Origin of the sequence: Pseudomonas sp. MB-090624 (assembly GCF_003205245.1) — a bacterium.
Lineage (GTDB): Bacteria > Pseudomonadota > Gammaproteobacteria > Pseudomonadales > Pseudomonadaceae > Aquipseudomonas > Aquipseudomonas juntendi.
Window position 1 is genome coordinate 82,619 of the sequence record NZ_QJRK01000006.1, and the last position, 25,509, is coordinate 108,127.

The 25,509-nt window shown below is 59.8% G+C and carries 28 protein-coding genes; 7 read left to right on the plus strand and 21 right to left on the minus strand.

Annotated elements, in window-relative coordinates; genetic code table 11:
- The first annotated feature begins 11 nt into the window (after positions 1–11).
- The 4 genes from DMX12_RS04880 to DMX12_RS04895 all read left to right on the plus strand — a co-directional run bounded on the left by DMX12_RS04880 (position 12) and on the right by DMX12_RS04895 (position 3,416).
- Complete coding sequence (locus tag DMX12_RS04880; RefSeq protein ID WP_110676554.1) at positions 12–1,148, plus strand: M23 family metallopeptidase; 1,137 nt, start codon at positions 12–14, stop codon at positions 1,146–1,148.
- A 27-nt stretch (positions 1,149–1,175) separates the two neighbouring features.
- The gene (locus tag DMX12_RS04885; RefSeq protein WP_110676555.1) at positions 1,176–2,477 is read left to right on the plus strand and encodes a hypothetical protein; all 1,302 of its coding nucleotides are present in this window, start codon (positions 1,176–1,178) and stop codon (positions 2,475–2,477) included.
- A 67-nt stretch (positions 2,478–2,544) separates the two neighbouring features.
- Complete coding sequence (locus tag DMX12_RS04890) at positions 2,545–2,970, plus strand: hypothetical protein (protein ID WP_110676556.1); 426 nt, start codon at positions 2,545–2,547, stop codon at positions 2,968–2,970.
- A 14-nt stretch (positions 2,971–2,984) separates the two neighbouring features.
- Entirely contained in the window at positions 2,985–3,416 is a 432-nt protein-coding gene (locus DMX12_RS04895; protein ID WP_110676557.1) for a hypothetical protein, read from the plus strand.
- A 38-nt stretch (positions 3,417–3,454) separates the two neighbouring features.
- Here DMX12_RS04895 and DMX12_RS04900 read toward each other — a convergent pair whose 3' ends face one another.
- The 4 genes from DMX12_RS04900 to DMX12_RS04915 form a co-directional block, all read right to left on the minus strand.
- A complete protein-coding gene (locus DMX12_RS04900) occupies positions 3,455–4,177 on the minus strand; it encodes a Yae1 family protein (RefSeq protein ID WP_110676558.1) in 723 nt (240 codons plus the stop codon).
- 84 nt (positions 4,178–4,261) lie between these two features.
- Positions 4,262–4,873: a hypothetical protein gene (locus tag DMX12_RS04905; RefSeq protein WP_110676559.1), complete on the minus strand. Its 612-nt coding sequence runs from the start codon at positions 4,871–4,873 to the stop codon at positions 4,262–4,264.
- Positions 4,874–4,952: 79 nt separating this feature from the next.
- Positions 4,953–5,612 (minus strand): OmpA family protein, encoded by a 660-nt coding sequence (locus tag DMX12_RS04910; protein ID WP_110676560.1) that lies wholly within the window; start codon positions 5,610–5,612, stop codon positions 4,953–4,955.
- Positions 5,609–6,100, minus strand: coding sequence for a hypothetical protein (locus tag DMX12_RS04915; protein ID WP_110676561.1), 492 nt, complete (start codon positions 6,098–6,100; stop codon positions 5,609–5,611). The genes DMX12_RS04910 and DMX12_RS04915 overlap by 4 nt, the downstream gene beginning before the upstream one ends.
- A 290-nt stretch (positions 6,101–6,390) precedes the next feature.
- Between DMX12_RS04915 and DMX12_RS04920 the strand changes: the two genes are divergently transcribed.
- The gene (locus DMX12_RS04920; RefSeq protein ID WP_110676562.1) at positions 6,391–6,924 is read left to right on the plus strand and encodes a hypothetical protein; all 534 of its coding nucleotides are present in this window, start codon (positions 6,391–6,393) and stop codon (positions 6,922–6,924) included.
- Between the two features lie 65 nt (positions 6,925–6,989).
- Here DMX12_RS04920 and DMX12_RS04925 read toward each other — a convergent pair whose 3' ends face one another.
- The 5 genes from DMX12_RS04925 to DMX12_RS04945 form a co-directional block, all read right to left on the minus strand.
- Positions 6,990–7,424, minus strand: coding sequence for a hypothetical protein (locus tag DMX12_RS04925; protein ID WP_110676563.1), 435 nt, complete (start codon positions 7,422–7,424; stop codon positions 6,990–6,992).
- A gap of 126 nt (positions 7,425–7,550) precedes the next feature.
- On the minus strand, positions 7,551–9,374 hold the full coding sequence (locus DMX12_RS04930) for a DUF2235 domain-containing protein (RefSeq protein WP_232108460.1): 1,824 nt from the start codon (positions 9,372–9,374) through the stop codon (positions 7,551–7,553).
- A 29-nt stretch (positions 9,375–9,403) separates the two neighbouring features.
- A complete protein-coding gene (locus DMX12_RS04935) occupies positions 9,404–9,856 on the minus strand; it encodes a hypothetical protein (protein ID WP_110676565.1) in 453 nt (150 codons plus the stop codon).
- An 87-nt stretch (positions 9,857–9,943) separates the two neighbouring features.
- Positions 9,944–10,333, minus strand: coding sequence for a hypothetical protein (locus DMX12_RS04940; RefSeq protein WP_110676566.1), 390 nt, complete (start codon positions 10,331–10,333; stop codon positions 9,944–9,946).
- A 167-nt stretch (positions 10,334–10,500) separates the two neighbouring features.
- Positions 10,501–13,410, minus strand: a complete 2,910-nt coding sequence (locus DMX12_RS04945; protein WP_232108459.1) for a DotA/TraY family protein — start codon at positions 13,408–13,410, stop codon at positions 10,501–10,503.
- Positions 13,411–14,439: 1,029 nt separating this feature from the next.
- On the opposite strand from DMX12_RS04945, the gene DMX12_RS04950 reads away from it, so the two are divergent.
- Together DMX12_RS04950 and DMX12_RS04955 are read left to right on the plus strand one after the other, a co-directional pair.
- Positions 14,440–14,985 carry a hypothetical protein gene (locus DMX12_RS04950; RefSeq protein ID WP_256598393.1) on the plus strand — a complete coding sequence of 182 codons (546 nt, stop codon included), beginning with the start codon at positions 14,440–14,442 and terminating at the stop codon, positions 14,983–14,985.
- Positions 14,986–14,995: 10 nt separating this feature from the next.
- A complete protein-coding gene (locus DMX12_RS04955) occupies positions 14,996–15,349 on the plus strand; it encodes a hypothetical protein (RefSeq protein WP_110676569.1) in 354 nt (117 codons plus the stop codon).
- A 49-nt stretch (positions 15,350–15,398) separates the two neighbouring features.
- Here DMX12_RS04955 and DMX12_RS04960 read toward each other — a convergent pair whose 3' ends face one another.
- The 12 genes from DMX12_RS04960 to DMX12_RS05015 all read right to left on the minus strand — a co-directional run bounded on the left by DMX12_RS04960 (position 15,399) and on the right by DMX12_RS05015 (position 25,433).
- The gene (locus DMX12_RS04960) at positions 15,399–16,247 is read right to left on the minus strand and encodes a hypothetical protein (protein WP_110676570.1); all 849 of its coding nucleotides are present in this window, start codon (positions 16,245–16,247) and stop codon (positions 15,399–15,401) included.
- 37 nt (positions 16,248–16,284) lie between these two features.
- Positions 16,285–16,722 carry a hypothetical protein gene (locus tag DMX12_RS04965; protein ID WP_256598399.1) on the minus strand — a complete coding sequence of 146 codons (438 nt, stop codon included), beginning with the start codon at positions 16,720–16,722 and terminating at the stop codon, positions 16,285–16,287.
- 137 nt (positions 16,723–16,859) lie between these two features.
- Positions 16,860–17,663 carry a hypothetical protein gene (locus DMX12_RS04970; RefSeq protein WP_232108456.1) on the minus strand — a complete coding sequence of 268 codons (804 nt, stop codon included), beginning with the start codon at positions 17,661–17,663 and terminating at the stop codon, positions 16,860–16,862.
- A 288-nt stretch (positions 17,664–17,951) separates the two neighbouring features.
- Positions 17,952–18,746, minus strand: coding sequence for a hypothetical protein (locus tag DMX12_RS04975; RefSeq protein WP_110676572.1), 795 nt, complete (start codon positions 18,744–18,746; stop codon positions 17,952–17,954).
- 12 nt (positions 18,747–18,758) lie between these two features.
- Complete coding sequence (locus DMX12_RS04980; protein ID WP_232108455.1) at positions 18,759–19,697, minus strand: hypothetical protein; 939 nt, start codon at positions 19,695–19,697, stop codon at positions 18,759–18,761.
- A gap of 163 nt (positions 19,698–19,860) precedes the next feature.
- Positions 19,861–21,171 carry a type IV secretion protein gene (locus DMX12_RS04985; RefSeq protein ID WP_110676574.1) on the minus strand — a complete coding sequence of 437 codons (1,311 nt, stop codon included), beginning with the start codon at positions 21,169–21,171 and terminating at the stop codon, positions 19,861–19,863.
- A 55-nt stretch (positions 21,172–21,226) separates the two neighbouring features.
- A complete protein-coding gene (locus DMX12_RS04990; RefSeq protein WP_110676575.1) occupies positions 21,227–21,445 on the minus strand; it encodes a hypothetical protein in 219 nt (72 codons plus the stop codon).
- A gap of 103 nt (positions 21,446–21,548) precedes the next feature.
- The gene (locus DMX12_RS04995) at positions 21,549–22,748 is read right to left on the minus strand and encodes an ATPase, T2SS/T4P/T4SS family (protein WP_110676576.1); all 1,200 of its coding nucleotides are present in this window, start codon (positions 22,746–22,748) and stop codon (positions 21,549–21,551) included.
- The gene (locus tag DMX12_RS05000) at positions 22,745–23,704 is read right to left on the minus strand and encodes a type IV secretory system conjugative DNA transfer family protein (protein WP_232108648.1); all 960 of its coding nucleotides are present in this window, start codon (positions 23,702–23,704) and stop codon (positions 22,745–22,747) included. Before DMX12_RS05000 ends, DMX12_RS04995 begins: the two co-directional genes overlap by 4 nt.
- A 2-nt stretch (positions 23,705–23,706) precedes the next feature.
- Complete coding sequence (locus DMX12_RS05005) at positions 23,707–24,207, minus strand: DotD/TraH family lipoprotein (RefSeq protein WP_256598394.1); 501 nt, start codon at positions 24,205–24,207, stop codon at positions 23,707–23,709.
- Positions 24,208–24,288: 81 nt separating this feature from the next.
- On the minus strand, positions 24,289–24,813 hold the full coding sequence (locus DMX12_RS05010; protein ID WP_110676577.1) for a transglycosylase SLT domain-containing protein: 525 nt from the start codon (positions 24,811–24,813) through the stop codon (positions 24,289–24,291).
- A 2-nt stretch (positions 24,814–24,815) separates the two neighbouring features.
- Positions 24,816–25,433: a hypothetical protein gene (locus DMX12_RS05015; RefSeq protein WP_110676578.1), complete on the minus strand. Its 618-nt coding sequence runs from the start codon at positions 25,431–25,433 to the stop codon at positions 24,816–24,818.
- Positions 25,434–25,509: the final 76 nt, after the last annotated feature.

The window sequence follows — 25,509 nt, forward strand, 5'->3', positions numbered from 1 at the left end:
GAGCGCAAGGGATGAACATGACAATCTTGCGCGGCATCGCTGGCCTGGGCCTGCTGGCTTGCGCCTGTGGCGCCATGGCGGACACTTGCATGGTGTCCCCTACCGACAAAGAAATTGTTTCTGGCCGTTTCGGTAAATTTCGCGGCGGCGGCTCGGCCAACCATGGCTCGGCCAACCAGAAAGCGCACATGCACGACGGGCTGGACTTCTCCACCAGCGGTACTTCGCAACCCGTGTACGCCACCACCGAAGGCAAGGTTACCTTTGCAGGCTCCAGAGGCTCGGCAGGTAACGCGATTCTGATCCAGCGCGCCAACGGCGATATCGTTGCGTACTACCACCTCAGCGGCTTCGCCAACGGCATCAAGCAGGGCGTTGCGGTCAAACCGGGGCAGAAACTGGGGTTATCCGGTAACACCCCCAGCACATCCATGGCCAAGCACTTGCACTTCACCTACGGCACCACCAAACGGGACGAAGCCAGGGCCAAAGCGTTCAGGGAAAATGCCCACCGCGGGCCATTCAACCCGGCACAGTTGCCATCCGCCGTGATCAACCCTCAGCCTGGCATTGGCTGGAAGACTGACCCGGCCCCCTATTTCTGCCAAACTTACGCCATCCAGGACGGCCACCCCGAGCACTACCCGATTCTGGGCAAGGACACCAAGGCGCAACACCAGATCCTTTTCGGTAATGTACCTGCGGGCGGCGTTGCGCCAGACTCCACCGCCGAGCCTGTCCAGGTGGCAGCAGCCAACGCCGATGCTGCGCTGGCCGAAGCGGATGGCAAGGCGCCCGCGATGTACTTGTCCGATTCTGATGGCTATGGTGCCTTGCCAACCGCTCCGATCGGTGGCTATGACACCATGTCGGTGTCGGAAATGCTCGCGACCGAAGCCGGCCGGCGCTTCAGCGATGCCGAGTGGAACAACAGCATTACCCATGTGTCCAGCCGCGCCCTGTGGGTCGACTACAACCGGGCGGTGGGGGTCGGCAATTACTTGTCGGAAGCGATTTATCGCAAAAAGGAAAAAGTTGAAGCATTGCTTGCCGTTTACGCGTCGCAGAAATTGGCAGGTCAAAGGATTCAGACCGACGGGGCCCAGCAGCGAGCCCAGAAAGGAGCTGTTTCCAGATCCATTGAATAATGCGGCGCCCACGAAAGGTAAACATAGATGGAACCCAAAGAACTCGATAAGCCTGATCAAGCCGCCGCTGATTCTGCTACCGGGCCTATAGCCCAGCCAGGGCGCAGCTATGCAGGTATCCTGGTCCATCGTGGCGTAGCGCCTCTGAACAATGACCCGAACAGCAAGAACGCTTACGCCCTCACGGTCAAAACCACTGAGGGTGAAGTGATCTTCGCGGATCCCGGTTTCGCCGAACTCATGGAAAGCACGCCCGTCCAGGTTGGCGCCCCAGTGCGCCTGGACACCCACGAAGGCGGCTGGCGGGTGCAACAGATCAGTGCCGAGCAGTTGCAGGCATTCAATGCCAACGCAGGCAGCACACACGCGCTCGACAACCCGCAAGCAGCAGGTAACGACAGCGCTCGGAACACGTCCGCCGCCCCTGACCCAGATGCACTGGATGCGCTGATGAAAGTGGCGGCTGAGTTGAAGGCCACACCCGCGTCACTGGACCCGGAGGAAGTGCGACGCATCGATGAATCACTGAATGAACGAACCAAAGCCGCCCCACAGCGCGAACATGGCGGCGCAGCAACGCTGCTGCAGGGCAGCGCAGAACTTCTGGGCGGCGTGGCATCGTTGACGGGCGCAGCCATGCACGGCATTGGCAAAGGTGCAAGCGCCCTGGCCGATGCCTGGCGTGAGGGCAGCAAGGCCGGGTCTGTCGAACCTTCACCTGGGCTTGCAGAGTCCGAAGAGATGCTGGGCCGGGTACAGGTTCTGCCTCGTCTGTCCGAATACCGCGTGGACCAGGTCGAGAAAGCCGCTGGCAATTATGCCAAGGCCCATGCCGCGTTCTGGAGCGCGGGCACCATGCCACAGGTGCTGGAGCAGATCGAGGCGCGGGCCGGGCAAGCCGGCCTGAGCGTGCCCGAAGTGATCGAAAAGATGAAGCCTGACGGTGAATTCACCGACTTGCATCACGCGTTCACCGACGCAGTGGCGCAGTCCCCTGATGCGCAAGGCCACCGGAAGGCCATGGACAAGGCGCTTACCGGCTGGGCGCGCCAGTACGGCCGAGCCCAGGAAGAGCTGCTGAACCCTGAAACCGAAGGCAACGCGCACTACGACAAGCTCAAGGCCCGCCTGGAGACGTCCAGCGAAAATATCCATGACAACGCAAGCAAAACCCCGGCATTCGAAGGGGAAGCACAATCCCATCTGGAGCGCTTGCAAGCGTCCATGCAGCGCATCTTCGAACGCCTGAAAGAGATGATGCAAGGCATCGTAAACATGGTTGGCAACAAGGCCCAAGGTAACTCGCAGGACAATGACATGGCGCCGTGAAACCTGGCCAGCCGGCACCTGAATGGCGCCGGCAAGGCATTCGTATTCACTACGCAAGGAGGATGCAATGAGCGAGTACAGCAGCTGGAAAGACATCACCGCCACCCCGCAGGCCCACCTGGACTTTCTTCGGGTGATCGATGGCAAGCTGGAAGAAGGCCTGGGTGGCAAGAACTTGTATGAAACGCTCGCCAAGGACGTCACCGTAGAAGGCAAAGCGTTCAGCCAGGCTTTCCACCTGAACAAACTGGAAGCCAGTTCATACGGTTGGGACACCGACGAAACGCCGGACCCGGTCAAGCTGGAAATCGTCGAGTTGACCACAAAGATCAAGGATGCCGACCCAGGTTATGACCTTGCCCACTTCACGGTCGGCTATGAGTACATGATCACGGAGATGAAAGAGCGCGGCGTGCAAGTGGATGCCGGTCTGGACCACAGCGACCCGGCGCCCACGATCCGTAGCGGTTCTGACTACGAACCTGGCCTGTGACGCTGGAGGTACTTGTGAAAGCGATCATGCCTCTTTTGCTGGCTTTCAGCGTGCCGACACTGGCGCTTGCTGGCCAGGCCCAGCAAGCGCCAGTGGCCGAGGAGCAGTGGCAGGAGCTCCCGCGCAATACCACCATCTACGTACCGGTGCCCAAACAGGTCACGCCGGTGGCGGCTTATCGCTCGTGCTCGAACCGCTATGAAGGTGAACAGTGCGATTTCACCACGCCGCGGCAAGGCGTGATCGAAGGCACCTGCCAGGCCCCGGAATTGCGTCAGCCCCCCGCCTACGGCTACGAGGTGCAGCAATACCCCGCACAGGTACGCACGGCCCTGGTTTGCATGCCTGTCGAGGGCCCGGGGGGTGACGGCCAGGATAACCCAGGCCACGAGACCGCGCTACAGCCGCCGGCTGCAGCCCCGTCAACCTCCGGTCCCGAGGGCTGAGCAGTCAGAACTGGCGCACGCTGCCATCTGCGGGCAGGTCAGTCGACACCCTGTCCGGGGGTAGCCGACTGCAGCAGCGCCATGATGAACCGCTGCGTGTCCGGCAACTGCCTGCCGAACGCCTCATCCAGCTCAGGTGCGACCTCTATATCGCCTGCACGCAAGCTGCGGGCAACCTGATCCTGGTACTCCTTGACGAAGCGCTGGCGGATGGCCTGCGCTTCAGCGCTGTCGCTGGCGACCAAGTCTTCCAACAGTGCCTGCGCTGCCCGCATGAATACCAGGCTGCGCTCGTATTGCAATTGCCTGAGCCGGGATTGCTCGAGCACTGCGGCATAATACCTGTCCAGTACCTCGACCCTTGCCTGCAGTAACTCATTGTTGCTCTGCAAGGCCGCATAAGCTTCAGGATTGACAGCCGCCGCCTGAGCGTGCGCATTCTTGGCAGCGTCAGCCACTTTGGACATTTGCTCGTACATCGAGTCGATAATGCTTTTCTGGCGCTGCACGACAGTCCGCAGCTCCACCGCCTCCTGGAAATACTGCCTCACATGGTCCCTGAGGGGCTCCAGTTTTTCGTTGGCGCATGCGGCGCCTGCGTCCCAGCCCTGCGCATACCCCTGATCGAAGCCCTCTTCAAGCCCCTCCTTGCGCCCCTGGCTGCGCCCGACATGCAGGTTGGAAATTGCATGATCGAGCGAGCCGGTGTATCCACCATCCAGGCCACCACCCGGTCTGCCCGCACCCCAGTTATGGTCCATCTCGCCATCTCCCTGGATCGGCGCGTCCTCGGAACATGCGCCGCTAGATTCTGGTCAATGCCTGACCCGATACTGTCGACCGGTTCAGCGCGTCGTCTTCACCTCGCCCCCAGCTGCTTGCTGAGCCTGGGCTTGAGGCAAGGCAAAGTCGGCGAGACGATGCAGCGCAACCGCTACCCAATCGCCGCCGAAACGTTCGTCCTCCAGCACTGACTTCAGCGCCAGGATCGGCACGCAATGCCTTCCCTCACCTTCGACATAAAAAGCGGCCATCCATTCGGGCAGCAAATGCTTAACATCTTGGTGGGTTTCCACGCTGAACGCCAGCGCAAGGATACCAGGCAGCGACTTGACCTCGCGGCTGGGCAGCGCTTCGGCTAGCCAGAAGGCCACGTCGCCGAGCTGGCCCGCCTGGATAGGCAGCAGGGCCACAACCTTGTGCCCCTTCTGATCAACGACAATACCTGGCTCAATCTCGAGCGTTGGCGCGTCAAAGCTGATCGGTTCCCGACGAATGGGCAGCGACTTGAGGAAATGCTCCAGCAGCGTGTACAGCTCGAAAGCTACCGGAATGTCCTTCTGAATGGAGGGCGCACTTCTGGCCATCACGCCGACGAAGCCACCCCCTGCCTCAGCGAGCACATCGCCCCCGATGGCCTGCGCCACGAACGCCTCGAGTTCATCCAACGAATACATGGTCCCACTCCCGCACAATGGCTTCGCCAAGTTGAACGTCAACTTGCTGTTCTATCGGCCATACCACCTGCTACAGCCCTCAGGGTTGGCGAGCGAGTGGGGTGCTTTGCCGGTACTGACCGAAAAACTCGAACTCAACCCGCCGATTAGCTGCGCGCCCAGCCGCAGTGGCGTTCGAGGCAATGTAACCGCCTTCCTGGCCTTCGGCGCTGATCTTGGCTGGGGCTACACCGCGCTGAACGAGGTACATTTTTGCCGCCTGCGCCCTGAGCAGGGCGACCCTGCGATTGGCTTCTACCGTACCCACACTGTCGGTAAAGCCAACGATCTTCACCTGCAGCGCGTCCTGGGCCGAGCGCACCAGAACATCGCCGTCCTCAGCACTGGGGCTGAAGCGCGCATGGCCAAAAGCAAAATTGAGCGTCATGTGGTTGATCGACGACTGCACCTGCTCCTGCCGCGCCCTGATTGCCAGAAGCTCCTGTCGGCTACCATTGGCGTCGGCCTCCGCCGCTGCCAGCCGAACCCGCAAGCTCTGGATCTCGCTGTTCAGGGCATTGATGGTCTGCTGCATTTGCGCGGTGTCCTGGCCTTGCGCAGAGGGTGCTGCATAGGGAAGTGGTGCAACAGGGCTTTCGACCAGCTCGAACCCTGCCAACGCTTTCGGCGCCAACGTGGCCGAGAGGCACGCGAACACCAGCGGCAGCCATCTATGAGGGGTGAGAACGAGGGTGCTCATACATCTCTCCAATATCGCAATACCACGGAAACGATGGCCGACCAGGCGTACCCCAACAGCAACACGAGGATGCCTACCAGCAAATAGGTGCGCAGCGGGTCCATGGCATCCTGGCCCAATGGCTGCAGCCCTGGAGCCAACGTGGCGGGGAACCAGGCGAACAGCAATGCCACCAATGGCGCCAACCACAGGCCACGGCGCAATCGACGTTGGTCCCCGTCCCGCGTCCACCACGCGAACCAGCCCAGGCTGAGCAGATAGGCAGGCAGCAACATGACGCTCAACAACAGTGCTGAAAAGGACAACGCGGCGATATAGAAGCGGGGTGACCCTTCGGCCATTTCACCCATCAGGGTTGCAACCACAGCGATGGTGAAAGCAACCAGCGCTACCCACAGCGGCACCGACAACAGCCACAGTGCTGCGCGTCGATCCCCCGCGGCCCTGGGGTCCGGCCCCACCGCGAGTGGAGGTAATGCGTAGGACATGCGTGGAAACTCCTTGTAAAGGCCACCCGTGCGGCCAGGTCCAGATGAACCGCCGTTGCGTCACAGGCAACGTTTGACACCCTGTCACTTGTTAGAATGACTTGTTAGAAAAATGCACGTATTGATGGCAAGTATGAGTTTCACGCGTTTTCGCGTCAAGATTTGAATAGCCCTATGAACCCGCGCCGTCTTGACCATGGGCCAGGCGTGGCGCACACTCGCGGCATTGGAAAAACATTTTTCTAACAACCTAAATTGATAGCACATTGTCATCCAGAAGGATCTGACCCATGAAAGCGCTGAAACTCGCCCTGCCTTTGCTGGTTTCATTGGCCTGCACGTCTGTACACGCAGCAGAACTAGACCCGACAGAAGCCAACGCCCGCCTCACCCAGGTCCTGACCTGCAAGCGTAATGTTACCCCCGAGCAGTTCGAGGCGTTGGTCAAGGCCGCCCACGGCAAGGCAATTGTGCAAGCCTCGGACCTGTCCGACGGCGAATATACCGTCCCGAATCCACTGGATGTGTTTGGCCGCGCTGTCACCCGCCTTGCCATGCACCCTGGCTCCAATGGTGAAGGCGACTTCAATACCTACTACGGGGTATTTACCGGCGAGAGCATCCAGGCGGTGGCCAAGCTGGCCGACGTCCCCCAGGACGAGTTCGGCCAGTACAAGAAAGAGGTCGGCAACCACGACCTATGGCTCTACGCAGATGGCAGCGACACCTCCATCAGTTGCTCGTATGACATGCGAACAGTCGTGAAAACAATCAAAAGCACTGCACGCAAGGCTGCGGACGCCGTGCAACGAGCCACCCAGTAGCCCCGCTGCCCGCGCAGCGTCAGCTGGTCAGCCAGCCTACGCCTCAGGCCCGATCGAGGGCCTGTTCAGCCTGCGCAGTACTGCCCCGCCAGCTGATGGATGCGGGCAGCCACCTGCTCCTGCGCCGTAGCCTGCTCGCAAGCCCACAGCAGCATGGCTTCATCAGGAACACTGCCAACCCCGGCAGCCTTGTCCGCCAGGTACCACAGTGCACGCATGACGAACAGCGGGTCGGCGTTCAACCGGGCGTCCCCTGCCGACTGCAGGTAGGCAACCAGCGCCTGCAGCGCACCCACCAAGCCCTTTTCCTGGCTGAACTGGACCAAGGTACCCAATGCGCGCGGCTGCATGCTGGGATGGATCGTCAGCGGCGTACAGCGCTGGGAATCGAGCAAATCCCAAAATGTCACGCCGTCCTTGCATACCATGCCCACGCGACGGCCACCCGCCATGTCATCGACCTCGATGAAAGTGCCTGGCTGGTATTTGTGGATTTTCATTTTCTCGCCCTAACCGATTGAATGGCCGACCACCGCCGGCAACAGGTGCATTCTAAGCAAGCAGTGTGCAAAAAGCGTCATCGCACTGCCTACCATCGCGCCCATTGTGTAACAGCTTTCTCGCACTCAGGGCTCGGGGCTTTCCCAAGCCATGGTGTGCTGCTGCTCGAGCACAACAGGGCAGTCAACCACCGCACGTAACTGTGGCCTGCCATCCGCTCCGGCAATTGTGTATTCGGCCTTGAAACGACCTTCAGGCAGCTCGCGGATCCATTGCGCTGTTTGCTTGAGCCGCTCGTCGATGGTGACCGCCTGCAACTCGGGCACCACATTGCGCAAGTCGATGGCAATCAGAATTCCACGCGCGCCTGCAAATGCCGGTTCCTCATGTACCGCTTTCAGGCTGCCCACCGGGTTGCCATTGGTGTCATGGAGCTCGAACGGATCATCACAGCTCAATGTTCCCCGCCTGCGGATGACATCACCGGCGTCATCAACGATGCGGGCAACCTCATAGCCCAAGCCCAGCTCGATAAAGGCAGACGACCCTTCTGGGTCGACGCGCAACTCGGCATACCGGGCAGGCGCAATCAAGCCTGGTACAGGCACGTCCTTCAGGCCCAGGCGCTGGATGAATTCTACTTCGGGCCTGGACCCCGCCAGCAAAGACGAAAGTTCTGCCATTTGCTGGCGCGACTCGACGGCTGGATCGGCGTCGAAGTCGTCGGCGATCGACGCCAAGGCGCTTGCAGCACTGACCGGCGCCTTGTTCAGCAGGGTGGAAGGGTTGTCGACGTCGCGGTTCCAGCCAAAGAGATTTTGCCCCACATGCCGGCCGACCCGTTGGAGTACAGGGGCAGCCAGTGAGCGGTCATTCTCGAAAATGACTTTGCGAGCGTTTACAGCATGGTCGAATGGCTTTTTTTGCCAGGCGAGGAAGCTAGGCGCCCTTTCCCACCCGATGAAATTCAAGGTGCCGCTCTCTGCAGGGAACGGCCGGTTGTTGACCTGGGTGTAAGACCCATCCACTTCTCTCTTGAACGCCTCATTGCCTTTCAATAACCGAGAGTCGATCAATGCCCCCTGCACACGCTCGGGGTCTTTGATCAGCGCGTTATATTGCTCGATACGCTCAAGCTCGTTGGCCGGGAGTGCCCGCAGCCCCACCCCTGCAGACTTCAAGCGGTCATACATGAGTGCCAACGGCCCAGCTGCCAGCAGGTCGTCGCGATAACCACCGCCCACTTGCGAATGAGCCCCTGCGAACCTGATCTCTTCAATACGCGAGTTGTCGCCATTGCGCAGCGCGCTCGTCAAGGGGAACGTTGTGCGGTATTCATGCATGGCCACCAGGTGCGTGGTGGACTTGACGTTGTTACTGATTTCCAGATTTTTACTGACGTGGCTGTCGGTAACAGGAATACCGTAGGAAGCAACAGTGTCGAAAATGGCAAGTTTGTTGATTTCAGCCTGACCAGGCGGGATCAGGTATTCACCTGTGGCCCTTTGCTGGCTGTCGAGTCTGGGCACGCCACGGTCGATCACCTCGTTGGTGAAAGCACGGGCCTGCGCAGCGCCGCGACTAAAGCCAATTACATTCAATTCAATGTTCAGGTCAGGGTTCTTGTTGCAGAACGTGACGAAAGCAGCATAGGCCAGCTCGATACGGCTCTGGCTACCGCGACCTGTACCGCGCTCTATCAGCGCGATGGGCGTATTACCCTTCTGGCTGCCCACCCCATCCAGGTAGATTTTCTCTGACCGCCCGGCAGGTCCGTCAGGCCCGTATTTGAGGGGCACAGCGCCGGTGTTGAGAGAAAGGTTGGTACCGTGTGCGGTGTCGTACTCATAAAGTCTGGCGACATTAGTGTGGCTACCGACTGGCGTGTCCCTGTCCTTGTTGTTATCGGTGCCATCCATGTAAACACTGAAATAAACTGTCTTACTCATGTCATGTCCCTATGAACAAACTGCCGCCATCAGCCCTGATTCAATTTCAGGATATGCGCCTTTATGGCCTCACCGGCTGCTTGGACAAGGCTCAGGTGAAACGCCTTGCCTAAAGCCCGCAAGGGTGACCCGCGCAATGACTCGGCTGTCGCGTGGAATGTAATCACGCAGAGTTCCTCGGCCAGCACCTCTATGCTGCGATGGCGCATCCAGGGTTCGTCATACGGCTTTTGATGCCAGGTGGAAATCTGGTACTGGGCGTCCTCTCTTTCGAATGCCGCATACAGGTGCTGCGCCAGCGCGATACCGGTTTCTCGGATCAGGCCTGGGTCGACATCGCGGCTTTTCAGCAATGCCTCGAACGGAGCATTGGCGACAGACATCAAATCGCCAATGGTGTAGCCCGGCATCGGCGGAAACACACCAGGCGGCAACTCGCTGCCCGGGAGACTACCGTCGCTAGAGTTCTCTTCGTCACGCATAAAAAATCCTTCCGCGGAATGTGAAAAACGCTACCTGCCTGTGGGTGCTGGTACTTGGAAGGCCACCGACAGGCAACCCGCCTTGCTTCAGTTTGCGGATGCCCGCAACCGCTGCACAGCGGCATGATAAAGCAGGGTCAGGTCCTGCTTGGCATTCAACACTTCATTGTGAAAAACGGCAGAAACAAACGGCGCCACCTTGAAGAAATCCGGCAGCACTTGCGGAGCGCTGGCATGGATCGGAAAGACCGGATTGGCGGGTGCAGCCAACTGGAACTCATAACCGAACCCACCCAAACCAGCGCGCTCGGACAACGCCTGCGCAATACACAGCACCGCCAGCAACCCGATTTCCGCCACGTCGTCGGCATACAGCTCACCACCATCGTAGATAAACTGCTCACCGCGCACGATAGCCTGGTCGGCCAGGCCGGTCAGCAGCCGTCGAAGCTGGTCTTCCAGTTGATTGTCATCCATGCCAAGCCTCCGCCAAGCGATCCGAGTCAGGTATCAGGGTGCGCACACGATTGCGCGTCAACGTCCAAGACAATCTGGGGCAAGGGAAATTCCGCAAAGATGGCAAATTGCCACGCAACCGTCAGCCACCCATCGCCCAAATACCCGCGTTGCAACATCGCTGCCGCTCATCGGCTTTCTTCATCACCTTCTTTGCCGCCCAACGATTCAGACCCGGCCGGTTGTGTGGCCTCATTGAAGCCTTGACCCTGCGGGCCTGCACTTTGCGCGTGCGCGCCCGCTGGGACGGCCTGCTCCTGGTGGGTGTCGCTTCCAGCAGGGGCTGAGCCACCGCTCAGAGAATCCTTGTAGGCCTGAATGCGCGCATCTGCCCCTTCATGATACGCCGCCTTACCCTCGGCACCCGCCGTGGTGAAGGCTTCCTTGTAGTCGGCACCGGCGGCACGTGCTGTCGAAGCCAGGCCGGCGCCTGCGGTCAACACCCCGGTAGCCACGCCTTCACGCATCCGCCCTGCCAGCGAGGCCGAGCCGGCCTCGCTGAATGAGCTCACGCCTGCACGCCCAGCGGACAATGCAACATTGCCAGCCCTGCGCAGGGTCCTGCCGGTGGCGGCGGTGCTACCCGCCACTGCCCGCCCCAGCGCCACGCCAGCCGCCTCGCTGCGTTTTTCGCCCAAGGTGCGGTTGCCTGCCGATGCGGCCTGGGCCCTTGCACCCGAGTCACCAGAGGCCGGGCCTCCAACACCTTGGCCATTGGCGTTGACGAGCGCCGGCTTGCCAGCAGAGCCACTTCGCGACCCACCCCCGCCTGGGCCGCCACCTGGCCGACCGCCACCTGGGCCGCCGCCGGGCGACGAACCATCTGGGGGTGGCAGCTTGCCTTGGCTATGACCAAGGCGCATGCCCGAGCCACTACCGCCGATACTCCCCCCTGCGGCAGCGATGCCGCCGCGCATCTGGCCAGTGGCGTTGGTTTCGCCCAGGTCACCGATACCCGCGCCAATCCAGCGCAAGACCTGGTCTGGCAAGGTCTGGGGCAGGCCAAAGATCATGTACAGCACCGGCAGCAAGGTCAGCCCGAACACCATGAACCACCAGCCAAACGTCAGAAACTCTGCAATGACACTCACGCCCCCCGTCGACTTTACGACGGCGCCTCGCATGGCGAAGAAGCCCTTGGCTATGTAATCGATCACCGGGTCAGACACCAGCACGGCCGCGAACAAACCCAGAACCGCAAGTGCAGGGCGTGCGAACAGCGAAAGCAGCAGCAGGTAACCTTGCGTTTGCGACCCCACGAATGTCCTGTCGGGCGTCATATGCATCACAGCCCATAGCGGTGCAGCAATGATCGACTGCAAGACGGCGAGCACCCAGCCGACAAATACGATCATGAACAGCGTGTAGGGCAGGCTCGGCAGGAACACACCGAAGTAGAAGGCCAAAGGCTCGATATAACTGGCCATCAATGCGAGCTGCTTGACCGGCACCTCAAGCACCCAGTCCCAAAGCGGGGTAACGATCTTGTCCGCCTCCAGGCCGTTACCCAGTACTTTGGCTGCCGATACAGTACCTGCAAGCAATCGCACAGCCGTGGTGGTGGTCTTTATCGCGACGTCGGCAAGCAGGATCCCGGCGCGGGCAACGCTCAGGTAGTCGCCCACACACTTCATGCGGTTGAGCGAGCCGCCCATCTGCCCTGCGGTACCGCAGAGCGGGGTCTGCCCGTTACTCCCGGCGCCTGTCGCAATCTCGACGACATTGAGCATCATGCCGTTGACGAACGACGACATCTTGCTGTCCATGTCTGCTCGCAGCGAGCCCACGTTGATATCGGTCTTGGGGTCCTTGGGTATGAGGCTGGCGAAGTCTTCCGGCTTGGTGGTCTTGGCCTGGGTGTAGGTCTCCTTTTCTTCAGACTTTTTGTTGATTGCCTCGGTAACGGTGGTCACGCTGTTGCTCAGCAGCTGATAACGCGCATCTACAGGCAGACCGACCAACGACGGTGCGCCTACCGAGCCCACCGGCTCCGCCAACACGCCTGCGATCTGGCCACGCACCATGCCCACGCGCTGGAACCAACCGCCAGCGGCTGCCCAACCATCCTCCGTGAGGGTTTTCAAGAAGTCTTTCAGCCCACTGTCCACGTCACCCTGCTCGTTGGTGACCTCACTGACGAGAGCAGTGGCAACATGCTGCTCCCATTTTTTCACGATCTGGTTGAAACGGTCCGAGTCGACGTTGTCCCAACCTGAGTCATTGATACTCACCGGCCACGACTCGATCCAGCTGTCGAGCTCGGCCATCAGGGAACCAGCAGCTTCGATTTTCTGCCCCTGCACCTGGTGACGTACCTTTTCGAGGGCCTGGGCAGTGGCATCGGTTTTGCTCTGGGCCATGTATGTGGACAGCTTCACCGTGCCGCAGAAAGGCTGCCCACCGGCAAGGTTGGTCACCGAATTACGGTCTTTGAGCAGGAAGGTGGACTCAAGCCGGCCATCTATCTCGACTCGCTTGTCAGCAGCCTGCTTGCCGACCCCTTCGCTCTTGGGCATCACTTGCGGCACCTGCCCCGGGGCAGCTCCCGCATAGATGGCATTCGCAGCTTTGGCACAGTAGGAAACGGCAATGTACTGCCGTGCAAAATCCCGCAGCCCGTAGAAGTTACCCGCCTGGTTCACGCCCTGCACAACACCGTCTGCCGACAGCACCCCAACGGCCATGCCCGCCTTGTAGGTGCCGTTGGCAAAACCAATGCCCCACAAGGAAAACATCAGCACGATCAGCTGAATGAACGAGAAGCCGCTGGCAGTCGGCAGCAACACCGCACCGCCTGCCACGATCCGCACCGGCGTCCACAAGGACGACCAGCTCTTGCCCATGGCCTCGCCGTCATTTGCTGTATTGGTAACCCCCATCACAGCCACGTACGAGACGATCAGCGAGCCGATGATCAGGATGCCGCTGTTGAAGAAGCCGAACATGGTGGCAAGGATGCTCGCGCTCGCTTCCACAGTGTTGGGGTCGGTGCCTTTGACCAGCGAGTCGATGACCGGCCCGAAGATTCTGCCAAGCATGGCGACGGACTGGTCGGTGCAAGCAGTTGGGTCGCTGCATGGAGAAAACGGCATTTGAGCCATTTGTGATACCTACCTGAATCGAGTTGCGGACGGTTGATCTGAATCGTTCGCGACGAATTCCCCTTGGAATGCTCCGTCGTCCTTGAGGCGAGCTGCCTGACAGCGCAGCCAGCGTTGCCTGCACAGCCCTACTTTCTTGGCAAAACCATGGAGCCACCAGCGTGGTGACCCGTACACCTATCGAAAGCGAGGCAATCTTAAACCACAAATCACTCCTTTATCAAAATTTTGTTATGTAAGAAAACTAACAAAAACCTAAAATAGGTTGCTCAGCAGATGAAGAAATAGATGGCTACAGGCAAAAAATGAAAGTGTAAGACCGTGTAAAAACCAGCGCTTTATGCCTAGATCACCGGTGTGATTAAGGGCGAAGCGTGATAATCTTCACATTTTGGCGATCAAAGCGGCTGCCTGAAACCGTCCTTCTTGCGATACCTTTTTTCGATGGGTGATCCTGCCGGTTTTCGGGCGTCAAATACGTGTCAAATGGGGTTTTCTGGCGGGTTTTCAGCCAGTTTCAGCTGTTGAACGCAATGGTCAAGCCCCACCACAGGAACCGTGGCGGCAGCCCGGTTGTGTTGGGCGTTTTCGCTTGGCAGGCCCAGCAAATACGGGGGCACTCCTGGCTGCTGCACACTTACCTCGACAGGCGCTAGGGGCATACTTCAAGGGGCCAGAAAAAACGATTTATCCATGCACCTACAAGAAATATGAAGGTAAAGATGCTAAGGTCATTCAAGCCTGTGAAGCCCTAGGGTTTACAAGGGTTTATCCACAGCAGGTCAGTGGAAATGCTATCGAGATCCGCATCAGTTGGGGCGAGGCCCGCACGGCTCACCGCACAGCCACGCAGGTGCTGCGAAATACCGACTGATTCGAGCACGCTCAAGCCCTGGAACAAAACGACGGACATAGATGCAGCTATCAATACGCGATGCCAGCCGATTCGTGATCGGGGCCGGGTCTATGCGAGACAGAGCCATTGCGGCTTCTGGCAACCCGGCAATCAGCTTGGAAAACGTAGCGCAAGCCGCGCTACGTGAAGGCCCTGACGGCCAAAAAATTCGCCAGACAATCGACACCCTGGGCGAACGGGAGTCGGCATGGCTGCGCAACACCCCGCCCCATACCCTGAGTTCCGACCGAGTCATGAAAAGCCGTTCAGCCGAGGCCACTGCATTGCGGGCCATCCATCGCGCGATAATCAGCAGCGTGGCTTTCGAAGCAGCGGCCACAGGCGCCAAGCCTGAGGCGCAAGACAGCCTGCGCCAATCGCTGACCAACGCCCTCGAAGCAATCGACCAAACCCCAGGCTCCCGAGCGGACCGGGAAGGGTTACTGGCCAACATGCGCGATCAACTGCTTGGCGTAGCCTCGGACGGCAACCACATGAAGCAACTGCTGCACCACAGCGAACAAGCCTACCTTGCCGCAGAACTCGAGAAGACATTCGCCCGTTACACCAACCCCTCGCTGTCGCGCAGCGAAGACCTTGACGGGCACAACCTCTAAGGACGCCAGCATGCCCAACGCGCAGGAATTCCAGAGCTTCACCGCCTCCGTTTTCCCGTCACAAACGGCGGAAATCGTCATTGCCAAGCAGCCTGTACTGACCGATTACGGCCAACAGCTACGTAGCGCCGTCAACCAGCTCCCGCCAGAAGTTTCCAGAGCGTTGCTTGGCGAATATGGGATGGCCTCGCCGGCGCTTGTCAGCGGGATCGAAGAGGCAATTGTGCAGCGGGAATTTGCTAACGACCATGCAGCGCAGCAGGCAAACCTGAATCAGAATTGGCTGAACGCCGCAGAGCTGCACACCTCCGGCATCGACGAGACCACGGCCGCGGCAGACGATACCTGGAATGCGGCGCCGTGAGCGCCGCAGATCCCTACACCTTCAGCAATGCAGGCCAGCGCGCAGCGGCCTACTGCGAAACGGTTTTATAGGTATGCATACCATCACGGCACGACATCGATGCAACCTTGAACCGTACCTCATATTGCAGATACTCACTCGGTGAGATCGTTGCCGGGCGCCGCCCCTTGTCCCTTGTCGAGTCGTAGGCAAGCACGGCATCACAGGTCGTCCATTCACCAGACCGGGTATTGAGCCGGTTCGCTTGCGAACGCATCTTCGCCGCAAAACCGGCATCGTCCATCACAACCGGAACTCGGGTAGGGACGGTCACCAGCGCCACATGGCGCCCACTTCCCTCACCCATGAAGCCTGGCACCATGGTGATGTTGCCATTTTTGTCGATCCGTGGAATCGAGGTGAAGCGCGCAGCGAATTGCTGCGTATTCGCCAACTGACCAAGGGTCTGCCTTTTCAGTTGCGCCCAGTAAGCATCTGGCGGGTTGTGTGGATCATAGCTAGGCGCGGCCCGGTCATAAGGGTTACCTGCGAGCTTTAGCTCCGCTTGACGCTGGAAATACTTGTCGCGACATACCTCGTTAGTATTTTTATCCAGGTCTTGCCCGGTCTTGGCACTGTAGAGCAAGGCGCTCGCACAGGCGAAGTCATAGCGACCGTTGAAATACAGGTACAGCCCGCTCCCGGCCAAGCTTTTGGTCGGTATCAGGTCAAGCGTGCCGCTGCCTGCACCACCGGCCATACCATTGACGAGGCTACTGGGCATCATCGAAGTCAGCGAGCTGACCGCTTCGTCCGAGAAACGAACCTTGGTAGTCCCATCGGGCATTTGCTCGGTAGTGACACAGCCTGCCATTGCCACGGCAGCGAGCACGGGCAGCATGCGTTTACACTTGGTCATGCACGTATCCTTACTTTGGAAAGTCTGCTTGAGCACTTCAGAAGAAGCGCCCCATATCTTGCTGCTGAACCTTGGCCTGCCGGGTTTCGCGCAACTGACGCACCACGTCGCCCTGGCGCATCTCGAAAGGCTCGCCACACAGCTCACCCACTTCGACCACATAGCCATCCCGCACTGCCACCTGCACGCACTGCACGAAACGCGCAGCAGCCATGCGCGCACGCTTGCCGGCATCGTCGACGAAAATGCCGAGCGCCAAGGCCGGCATGCGGGAATCCATGAAGTTCACGCCATTGACCGACAAATACAATCGGTCGGATACATAGGCCGCCTCGAAGGGCATGTTCGAAACCCAGGCGGCCTCGAACGGCTGGACCCCCAGGTACAGGGTTTCGCCCTCCAGGGCGAAACTGAAACGCCCACTTTGCATGGGCGACAGCAGCATTACGCGGTCATGTTCGGGATGGCGCAACACTTCATCCCGCTTGAAGTTCGCCGTCCAGCGCAGAAAATTGGCATACCCCACCAGCTGCCTGGCGGCTCGCGCGACACGGGCTCGCTCTTGTGCACTTATTGCCGGCCCAACGTCCCTATGGCCTTGCTCCATGTGAATCAGTCCTCGTGCTTTTTGCGTTTTTCCAGCATGCCGAAGAAGTCGTCCAGAATTTTGTTCAGCATCTTCTGCGGCGTGTGGCCAAAGTTCTTGGCGTGTTCCGACACGCGCTCATGGTTGTCATTGCGCAGCGTGTAGGAGTTGGAGGGGTCTTTCTTCCGGTTGCGGAACGATATCAGCCCGGAACGGCGCGCCATCGACATCATGCGCTCGTAGTCGGTGTGCGAGATGTTGAACTTCTTGCGGATATCGACCTTGGTCAGCCGCTCGTCCGCCTTCATCAACCGCACCGACTCCACCATCAGGTTATGCAACTGGTTGAGCCGCACCAGGTGGTTGAAACCACTGTCGATCTGCCCCCGTTCCACCGCCCCACGATCGGTGTCCGGACGCGCCAGGCCGCTGGAGAGGTTTTTCAATACAACCTCATCGGACAAGTCGAGAGGGTTACGGTTCTTCTTCGTTTCCTTGAAGTCAGGTGACTCGCCGCTCAGGTAATACACCGAGCCTTGCTTGGCGATCTCCACCTCAAGGAAGGAACAGGCAACCATGAAGATGTCTTCAGTGCACAACTTGCGCGATACACCCTGCTGAACCGCCTCACGGCTCAGGGGCTCATCGGCGGCACGCATGGCAGCCTGGGTATGCTTGGCCCGCTGGATATCCTGGACCATGTTGAAATACGACTTCAGCGGCAGCACCTTGTCAGACAGGTTGACCAACGGGTGCAACTCCTTGACGGTATCGGCCAATACGTCTGGCGAAGGGACCAGCAGCGACCTCAGGCCTTGGGCTAGGGACAACAACTTGGCCCCGTCTTTAACTTCATTCGCTGGTCGCATATACGTACCTAAGATGTCCGATCCAAAATAGTCTTAAAGTGCCGGCAGAGGCATGAACACCCCGCTCAGGCAGAACAGCAGCGCCAGGCTTCGAGGGCCCGACCCGCTCTTATTCTCCAATCCTGGAAAAGATCCTCCTTCGGCACCGCAGTGCAGCAGCCGGGTGACGCGGGGAAGCTCCCCGACATTCTACCCGCCTGCAAACAAGCGAACGGCTTACTCCATCCCTGAAGCAGCTGACAATGGCAATCATTGCGGCGCAAGGCACCCAATGTCACCGCCCTGACCTGGGTCCAGCCCCATGGATTGGAGGGTCTGCTTGGTCAACTCTACCTGCGCCTTGATCGACTCGGGATCGTTCGCCATCTGCTGCGCGACAGCATTTTCAATCGGCGACTGGGAGGAAGCAAGATGAGACATTGTCGCCATGACTGCAACGACCACCAGAGGCGGTACCAACCAAGCCATTGCAGCCTTGCGCCGGCGCGCCCTGGCCTGGCGCTCGGCCTCACCAGCGGCCTGCTCGCGCAGCGCCTTTCGCGAAGGCTGCGGCGCGGCCACCTGGTACTGCGCAGCAGCCAAGGGAACAGGGCGGGCGACCTCAGCAGCCACACCCGCTGCATGCGCTTCCTCACGCTGGTAGTAGTCGCTCAAGGCCTCGTTGAGACACTCGGAAACCGCCTGACGCACCTTGTAGGCCACCAGCGCCGGCTCGACATGAGAGAGCGCGCCCTTGCGGTCTGCCTCGGCATGCAACACCAGCCGCAGGGCCGCCAGCTCATGCATCGCCTGTACCCCGGCATCACCCTCGATCATCAGGCTGACGTTCCCCTCGAGCACCCGCTGATGGTCAACGTCTTGTGCTGCGTCGAAGCCGGCTACAACCAAAGACAGCTGCCGAAACGCCTTGGGGATACGCACAGTGCGTGTTGCACGGCAGGCGTCGTGAGGGCTTTGGCTGTCAAACACCACCAAAAGGTGCTCGCCCGAACCGAAGATGCGGATGCCAGGGTCGAACTCGAAATTTGGCGCTTTGGCTTTCATGTACTTTGCTCCTTAAAGTTTTCCAAAGATGTCTTCAAGCACGACCGCTTGCGAAAGGCCGGTCATCATCCTTGGCTTCCCTGTACGGTGATCGATGAAGAATGCCGCCGGTACGCCCGCCTGCTCCTTGCCGTTGTGCTCGAAGGCAGCGAAAAGGAACGCCAGGTTGGTGCTCAGTTGCTCGACGGTTTCCGGTGAAGGCTCTGATCGCACCTGCTCATGCTGCCCCAACACCCGCGCCAGGACCTTGGGGTCCTTGGCCTGCAGCAACGTGGCAGCCAGCGGAACGCCATCCGCCGGGTTACCCAACGCCGCAGATGGAATCCATTTGATCGAATGGCCCTTGGCCGCGTATGCCCTTGTCAGGTTGTACGCCTGGCGGCAGTAAGGGCAGCGTGGGTCGATGATGATGTAGACGGTATCGCCGATACCACCCTCGCCTTCCTTGATCCCTGCCAGAGCGTCCACCGTTTTCATCGACTCCGGGATCGCGCCTTTGAAACTGCCGTCCATGGCGGCGGCTTCGCGCACATCAGGCTTTTCGACCGGGGACATCTGCGGCGCTACACTTGGCGCAGCTGCTGCAGTTGCGGGGGGCAGCGCTGCAGCGGCCTGGGCCGCGCCGGGCAGGAAGGCGTCGGAAATATTACTGCCCGTTTCCGCATCCCAGGCCACCCCGGTAAACAGCACTGCAGAATCAGGGGTACTGAACAACACGACCTGATGGCCATTCTTTTCCACGGTCCAGGCGGTGAGCCCGCCTAGGCCGACTGGCCGAGCGCTGACAATCCGCCCATAGCGCGATACCCGCTGTGCGGTCAGGTCATCGAGTTCTTGCTGGGCAGGGTTTACCTGTGTGGTGCCTTGCGCGGTGATGAAGGCAGACAAGTCCGCCGGTTGGGCTGGCGCGGCGTGGGCGACAGAAACCCCCGCCGCAAGTGCCGCCAGCATAGCGACAGGTCTTGCGATCACACCTTTCATGACTCAATGTCCCTATTAATAATCCAATACGACTGCATTCTAACAAAAAAGTAAAAAAACACACCAAAAAAACAAAAAAAGGCCATCTATAAAGATGGCCTTTGGCTGCTATCCAAGCTTCTAGGGCAACACTTCAGACCGCATGTTGCGCAATGGCGGCGGCCTGCTCAGTGGCATGCCTATCGTGCTGCATTTGCTCGTAGCGCTTCTTGTCCGCCTCGGAGTACTTGTAACTGGCCATGGCCAGTTCAAGACCGTTGACCGCCTTGTCAAGCTGCGGCTCTGCCAGCGATATACCTGCTTTGCACTCATACAGGAAATGCGAAAGGATCCCCGGCGCTTCCGGAAAACCAGCTTGGCGCCCTATCGTCTGCAGCGCATACCACATGTCTCGGTCATAGAACCGCAGCCAGCGCATTTCTGCCGGTGGCAGCACCCCCAGGCGGCGCGCCTGGAAGAACATGGCAAAGACGATAGTGCGGACAAAGGCATGCGCATGCAGGATTGCGCTGGCGTTCGGGTGCTTGATGTACTTCTGGATGATCGCCCGGGGCACCTCTAGCGGTATGTCGGGCTTCAGCCAAGCGTATGGGTCAGCACCTTGTGCCGTTTTACCGGTAGGTGCCTGGAACTGGTCCCAGCACCAGGCAACCATGTACTCACTGTCGGCCATCGCCGCCTTGAAGGCAGCGTCATCCAGCGCCGTATCGGTGGCGACTACCCGCGGCAAGGCGATGGCTACCAGCAGGGTTTCAGCGGGTGTGAGGTTGCTGACCCGGGTCCAGTGCTGGCCTAACTGGCGACGCATCACCTCTGTGGCTTTCTCGCGATCCAGGGTTGGCGCCCAGCTGCGATCAGCCTGCTCTTGCCAACCACTGATCAGCAAGTGCTGGTAGGCAAACTGCCGTGATGTCTGCGACATGCCGAACATCGGATGGTCCAGCGGCTGGGCGATCAGGTCGAGCTCGGCGAACATGCGCAGGTGCGGGTACTGCACTTTGTTCTCTTGCACGAAGCTTTGAATCGTGTGCGTCTTGGTGAACTTGAGCTTGGGGTGTGTCCGGTTGACTTGCAGGAACATGCGCACCGCCAGGAACACCAACAGCAGCAGGAAGAACCCGTTCATGAACAATGACGACGTGGTGATTTCCCCCCACGCCACGCTTGAGAAATCTCGCTGGCAGGCGCCGATGATGCCCTCCGGCGCACACATGCGCTCAACCCAATGGTTGATCGAGGCGATACCCGGCAGTGCCGCGAAGTCACCCAATACACTCGGCACCCACAGTTCTACATAGCGGATGTAGGTATACACCTTGGCGATCTTGTCATGGGCGAAGTACCAGGCGCCCCACCCCCCCAGGTAAAGTACCGCCATGATCCCCAGCAATATGGCGGGGTCATCCCAGGTAAAGCTTTTCTGCCCACCTCCCTGCTGTTTCATGCAACGCCTCCTCTGGCTGCCACGACGATCTGGCCGGTCGTGGCTTCGCTGCCCGCTACCTGGTCAGCTCTTTGAGCAGGTTGTGCGTGGTACGCACACGACCCACCATGAACACCCCGACCCGACGGAAAACCGCCCGCACGGTCATTTTTTTCACCACCTCGATATAAACCAGGCCGATGGTCATGCACAGCGCCAACGGCAGCAGGAACTTCCAAAACGCCGGCACCAGCAGCAACATCAACCATGGCAAGGCAGCGCTGGCGTTGATCACGAAAAAACGTGCAGGTGGAGCGCATCTGCTCCAGTGATACCGTCCTGTTGCCATAACCTCTCCGTAAACTCTCTGCAGTCAGTATTAGCGTGTAGCCAGCAGCTCAGCCGTGGCGCAAATCGCGGGCCGTCGCCTCGCTGATCAGGCCCTCGGCCAGCAGCCGGTCCGCCTCGGCAGCAAAGGTGTGCCCCTCTTCACGCACAAATTCTGCAACCCGCTGGGTTACCCGGCCCATATCGGTCAGGTCCATCAAGTTGTCGCGGACCTGCTCGGTAAACCTCAGCCACGAACGCGCAGCGGTGCGCTTGCCATCAAGCGTGGGCACCAACTTCTGCGCCATCATGAAACGGCTGGTGTCGACCAGGTCGTAGATAGCGGTGGCCCGCTCCTGCTCGGGAAAGCGGGAGATCATTCGACGCATGATTGCCGCAACATCCTTGGCGTGCACCGTACCGAAGACGGGGTGCCCCGTCAGCGATAGCTCGACCGCTGCGCGAATGGTTTCCTGGTCACGCAATTCGCCGATCACGCACAGGCCGGGCGCACGTCGCATGGCTTCACGGTTGGCCCGGTAAAAATCCTTGAAATGGGTGGGGATCTGCGACTGCACGAAGATCGAATGCTTGCTCTGCACCTTGTCGTAGGTGAACTCGATCGGTTCTTCATGGCTGATCAGGTTACCCTTGATCGGCGTGTCGTTTTCCAGAATGAAGCGGTTGATGGCGGCAAAAGTGGTGGTCTTGCCATGACCGGTGGCCCCGGCCACGTAGACGATGCCATCACGGGGTGTGGCCATCCTGACGATTTCCTCGCTCAGGCCCACCTCCTGGATACGTGGCGGGTCATCGGGGATGGCCCGAATGACTATCTGGCACGAAGTATCACCATGACACGCGATAGGCGAAGCGTTGACGCGATAGGCATAGCGCAGCCGCGCACCCCGGGCATCCTTGCGCTCCGGGTCGAACAGTTCGTAGCGCTCGTTGACCGCAGTACCAGACACGATATCGGTGGTGGCGGTATCCCGGTTGGCCGCCATCTTCAGCAACTCGTTGACCTCCCCGACGTCCAGCGCACGTCGGGTGACCGCATACAATCGCCCGTACTTCTTCACCACTACCGGCAATGCCGGCTGGATGAAGATGTCGCTCACACCATGGGCCAGGGTTTCCAGCATCATTGCCTTGAACTGGTCGGCCCGGTCAAAACGGAACGGGTCTTCGTAGCTGGTCAGGCGCTCCAGGCGCTCGATCAACGCGCCCGGCTCCAGCATCATCAGGTCATCACGCACGGCTTGGGTCATTGCCGCCCGCCTTCAGCGCCCGCTGCCGGGCCTCGCACCTGGCTGCCCGCCGGTACGGTGGGCGCATTGGCAGCTGCAGGCTGGCGCACAGCAGCTGGCGATGGTGCCGGGCTGCCTGTGTGGTTTACCGCCGCGCGGGGTAACGGGTGGGCAATGGTGGAGGTCGCGATCGAACTACGCCATACGTTCATGTTGTCGTTGAACTCTGGCAGCGCGGTGATACGCAACAAGGTTTCATCTACCGCCATCGACCGCCCTTCACGGGTCACCGGGATCGCCGCCCCGGAGATTATCGGCATAGTGACCTGGCCATGCCGGGCAAACTCGCTGAAACGGCGCATCCCTTCGATATCGCGGTTCATACGGTCGAAGCCGTAGGTCAGCATCAGGTTGGCCTGCTCGACACCTTGGTGCCAGCCCTCGCGCACAGCCAGCTTCCACACTCGCTCCTCCTCGTCCGAACGCGGCACCAGGGCCGATACCAGTGAGGTACGGTCGAAGCTGGGCAGCGGGAAGCTCAAGTATTCGCGCCAGCTGGGCGGCACCGACGAAAAACGTGCCTGGGACTCGATCTTGTAGGCCGCCCCCGACAGGCGCAGGGTGTAGTCGCCATTCTGGTTGTAGAGGTTGCGTGCCTCGGTAATGACCGGCGGCACAACCCGGTCCTGAATCATCAGGCTGCTGAAGTCGTATACCGTATCGAACTCGCGCTCGCGCAGCTTGAGTGCATTGTTGATATTGGTCAGCTGCCACGCCAGGCCAGCTTTCACCCCGACCTGCAGTGCCGCATCGAGAATGGCCTCACCGCGCGCAGCCGATGCCTGGTTCTTCTCGTCACGCATCGCCTCCACCGCCGACCGCGCATCAGCCGAGTCGCCCTGCTGTTGCACATAGGCAGGCTTGTCATAGAGGCGCTCGGCATCTTCGAGGGTCATCGGTGGCATGTCCATCGCCATGCTCAGCCCCTCCCCAACGCCAGTGGCACTGGCTTGTAGATCAGGCGCAGCGTATTGGTGCTCTTGTCCAGCACCACGTCGGCGCCGGTGTCGATCTGTGCCCCCACGTCCTTGACCACGTTGATCGGCGTGGCTTTGCGCACCCATACATTGATGGGCTTGAGGTCCACGCGCTTGCCGCTTTCGACATAGGCATAGCCATAGCGGCTGGCGAATGTCTGCAGCAGTTCCTGGGGTTTGCCGATGAAATCGATATCAACCTGGTCAGTGTCGACTGCAGCCTGCCGCGAAGCCACTCGCGCCCGGTCGGCATTCAGCCGCGAAACGTAAGCGTGCTGGGAGTTGACCGCCACCGACACCTTGTCTGCGATGATCCGGCTGGCGAATGCCTCGGTGTCCTCGGTAGTAGGCTTGGCAGAACTTGCGCAACCACCCAGCGCCACCATTGCCAGCAGTACACCGCCAACTTTGAAGGCGCGTGCACCTATGAGTATTCCTTTCATGTAAAAACTCCTGAAGTTGTCTTGTTCATCGACCGGGGGCAACGGGTGCCCGGGTGCATCGGCACCCTGTGGCGGCCGACCTTACTGGTAGCTCACCACCAGACGTGCGTTGCGCTGCCGTTCCAGGTACTTGCCCCATTTGACCGCCAGCGGGATCAGGTCCTTCTTGTAGATGTCGTTGAATTTACGGGTTCGCGAGTGATAGTTGGCAGCTCGCGTCCAGAAGTCCTGGCCGTTGTTCTCGTCGAGCTTCTGGCGCAATAGCCAGGCCGCAAGTTCGGCGTTGTAACAACCGCGCCAGGCAACATCAGACTTGGTGATCGCCGGGTACGAAGCGAAAACGCCTTTCGGGCCCCAGTGGGTGGTATTGATCTGGAAGTGGCCGAGGTCGAAGGTGCCGTTGCGGTTCGACACGCTCTGGCCGTTCTTGCCGCTTTCCTTGCTCGAGATGGCCAGCAGCACGTTGGCCGGCACACCCTGGCGCTGGGCCGCCTGGACGACACAGGCGATATCGGCCGGGCGCACGGCGTAAAAGTCATCTGCCCCTGCCTGCACAGTGCCGCACACAAGCAGAGCAAACAGCCACCGGTACCGATTATGCGCCATGGTCAGATGATCCATTTCTGGTGCTGAAACCAGAACCAGAAAGCGCCCTCGACAAACAGCTGGCCGCTCGACACCTGCCAACTGCGGTAGGACTTCTTCATACCGAAGATCCACAGCGCGAAGCCGATCGACAACCAGTTGAGGGCAATCAGAATGCCCGCACCGCTGGCCAGCATGTAGATGAACCCGGCAGCGGCAATGACGCTGGCAATGAAAAACGCCCTGGAGTGCAACTGATGGCTCCGGGCAATGCGGTCGATCTCGTCGCGCTCGATGCTGGTCAGCTGCGCCTTGACGCGCTCGTTGCGGTAGCGCGCAGCATGCGCCTTGACCTGCTTGACATCATCCTCTTCGAGCAAAGCGAAGTCGCAGTTGTTGCAGCCCCAACGGTGCAGCACGCGCATCTTGCCTTTGGGTACCTGCTCGAACGCTTGCGGGTCATCCTCCGCCTTTAGCAGCACGCCCCGCTCGCACTCCGGGCAAGCAGGGCTGAAGCTGGAACGCCAGAGTGCCTTGATGTGCTGGTTGCCCATGCGCAGTTGGTTCACCCCCAGCGCCGCCATGGGCATGGTGACAAACGCGAACTTCGCGGCCTTCTTCCCTGAACTGAACAACCCCATCGCCTCACCCTAGCATGCAAACATTCTGATTTCTGATTATCTGTGAGATATCTATCGTCGTCAATTTATGACAAAC

Coding starts and splice junctions, on each gene's coding strand:
- DMX12_RS04905 (WP_110676559.1), bottom strand. CDS start 4,873: ATGTATTCGTTGGATGAACTCGAGGCGTTCGTGGCGCAGGCCATCGGG.
- DMX12_RS04915 (WP_110676561.1), bottom strand. CDS start 6,100: ATGTCCTACGCATTACCTCCACTCGCGGTGGGGCCGGACCCCAGGGCC.
- DMX12_RS04960 (WP_110676570.1), bottom strand. CDS start 16,247: ATGACCAAGTGTAAACGCATGCTGCCCGTGCTCGCTGCCGTGGCAATG.
- DMX12_RS04950 (WP_256598393.1), top strand. CDS start 14,440: ATGCGAGACAGAGCCATTGCGGCTTCTGGCAACCCGGCAATCAGCTTG.
- DMX12_RS04900 (WP_110676558.1), bottom strand. CDS start 4,177: ATGGACCATAACTGGGGTGCGGGCAGACCGGGTGGTGGCCTGGATGGT.
- DMX12_RS04980 (WP_232108455.1), bottom strand. CDS start 19,697: ATGCTGGCGGCACTTGCGGCGGGGGTTTCTGTCGCCCACGCCGCGCCA.
- DMX12_RS04945 (WP_232108459.1), bottom strand. CDS start 13,410: ATGCTTGGCAGAATCTTCGGGCCGGTCATCGACTCGCTGGTCAAAGGC.
- DMX12_RS04985 (WP_110676574.1), bottom strand. CDS start 21,171: ATGAAACAGCAGGGAGGTGGGCAGAAAAGCTTTACCTGGGATGACCCC.
- DMX12_RS04995 (WP_110676576.1), bottom strand. CDS start 22,748: ATGACCCAAGCCGTGCGTGATGACCTGATGATGCTGGAGCCGGGCGCG.
- DMX12_RS04935 (WP_110676565.1), bottom strand. CDS start 9,856: ATGCGTGACGAAGAGAACTCTAGCGACGGTAGTCTCCCGGGCAGCGAG.
- DMX12_RS04920 (WP_110676562.1), top strand. CDS start 6,391: ATGAAAGCGCTGAAACTCGCCCTGCCTTTGCTGGTTTCATTGGCCTGC.
- DMX12_RS04955 (WP_110676569.1), top strand. CDS start 14,996: ATGCCCAACGCGCAGGAATTCCAGAGCTTCACCGCCTCCGTTTTCCCG.
- DMX12_RS04940 (WP_110676566.1), bottom strand. CDS start 10,333: ATGGATGACAATCAACTGGAAGACCAGCTTCGACGGCTGCTGACCGGC.
- DMX12_RS05015 (WP_110676578.1), bottom strand. CDS start 25,433: ATGGGGTTGTTCAGTTCAGGGAAGAAGGCCGCGAAGTTCGCGTTTGTC.
- DMX12_RS04930 (WP_232108460.1), bottom strand. CDS start 9,374: ATGAGTAAGACAGTTTATTTCAGTGTTTACATGGATGGCACCGATAAC.
- DMX12_RS05005 (WP_256598394.1), bottom strand. CDS start 24,207: ATGAAAGGAATACTCATAGGTGCACGCGCCTTCAAAGTTGGCGGTGTA.
- DMX12_RS04890 (WP_110676556.1), top strand. CDS start 2,545: ATGAGCGAGTACAGCAGCTGGAAAGACATCACCGCCACCCCGCAGGCC.
- DMX12_RS05000 (WP_232108648.1), bottom strand. CDS start 23,704: ATGGCGATGGACATGCCACCGATGACCCTCGAAGATGCCGAGCGCCTC.
- DMX12_RS04880 (WP_110676554.1), top strand. CDS start 12: ATGAACATGACAATCTTGCGCGGCATCGCTGGCCTGGGCCTGCTGGCT.
- DMX12_RS05010 (WP_110676577.1), bottom strand. CDS start 24,813: ATGGCGCATAATCGGTACCGGTGGCTGTTTGCTCTGCTTGTGTGCGGC.
- DMX12_RS04975 (WP_110676572.1), bottom strand. CDS start 18,746: ATGAAAGCCAAAGCGCCAAATTTCGAGTTCGACCCTGGCATCCGCATC.
- DMX12_RS04910 (WP_110676560.1), bottom strand. CDS start 5,612: ATGAGCACCCTCGTTCTCACCCCTCATAGATGGCTGCCGCTGGTGTTC.
- DMX12_RS04925 (WP_110676563.1), bottom strand. CDS start 7,424: ATGAAAATCCACAAATACCAGCCAGGCACTTTCATCGAGGTCGATGAC.
- DMX12_RS04885 (WP_110676555.1), top strand. CDS start 1,176: ATGGAACCCAAAGAACTCGATAAGCCTGATCAAGCCGCCGCTGATTCT.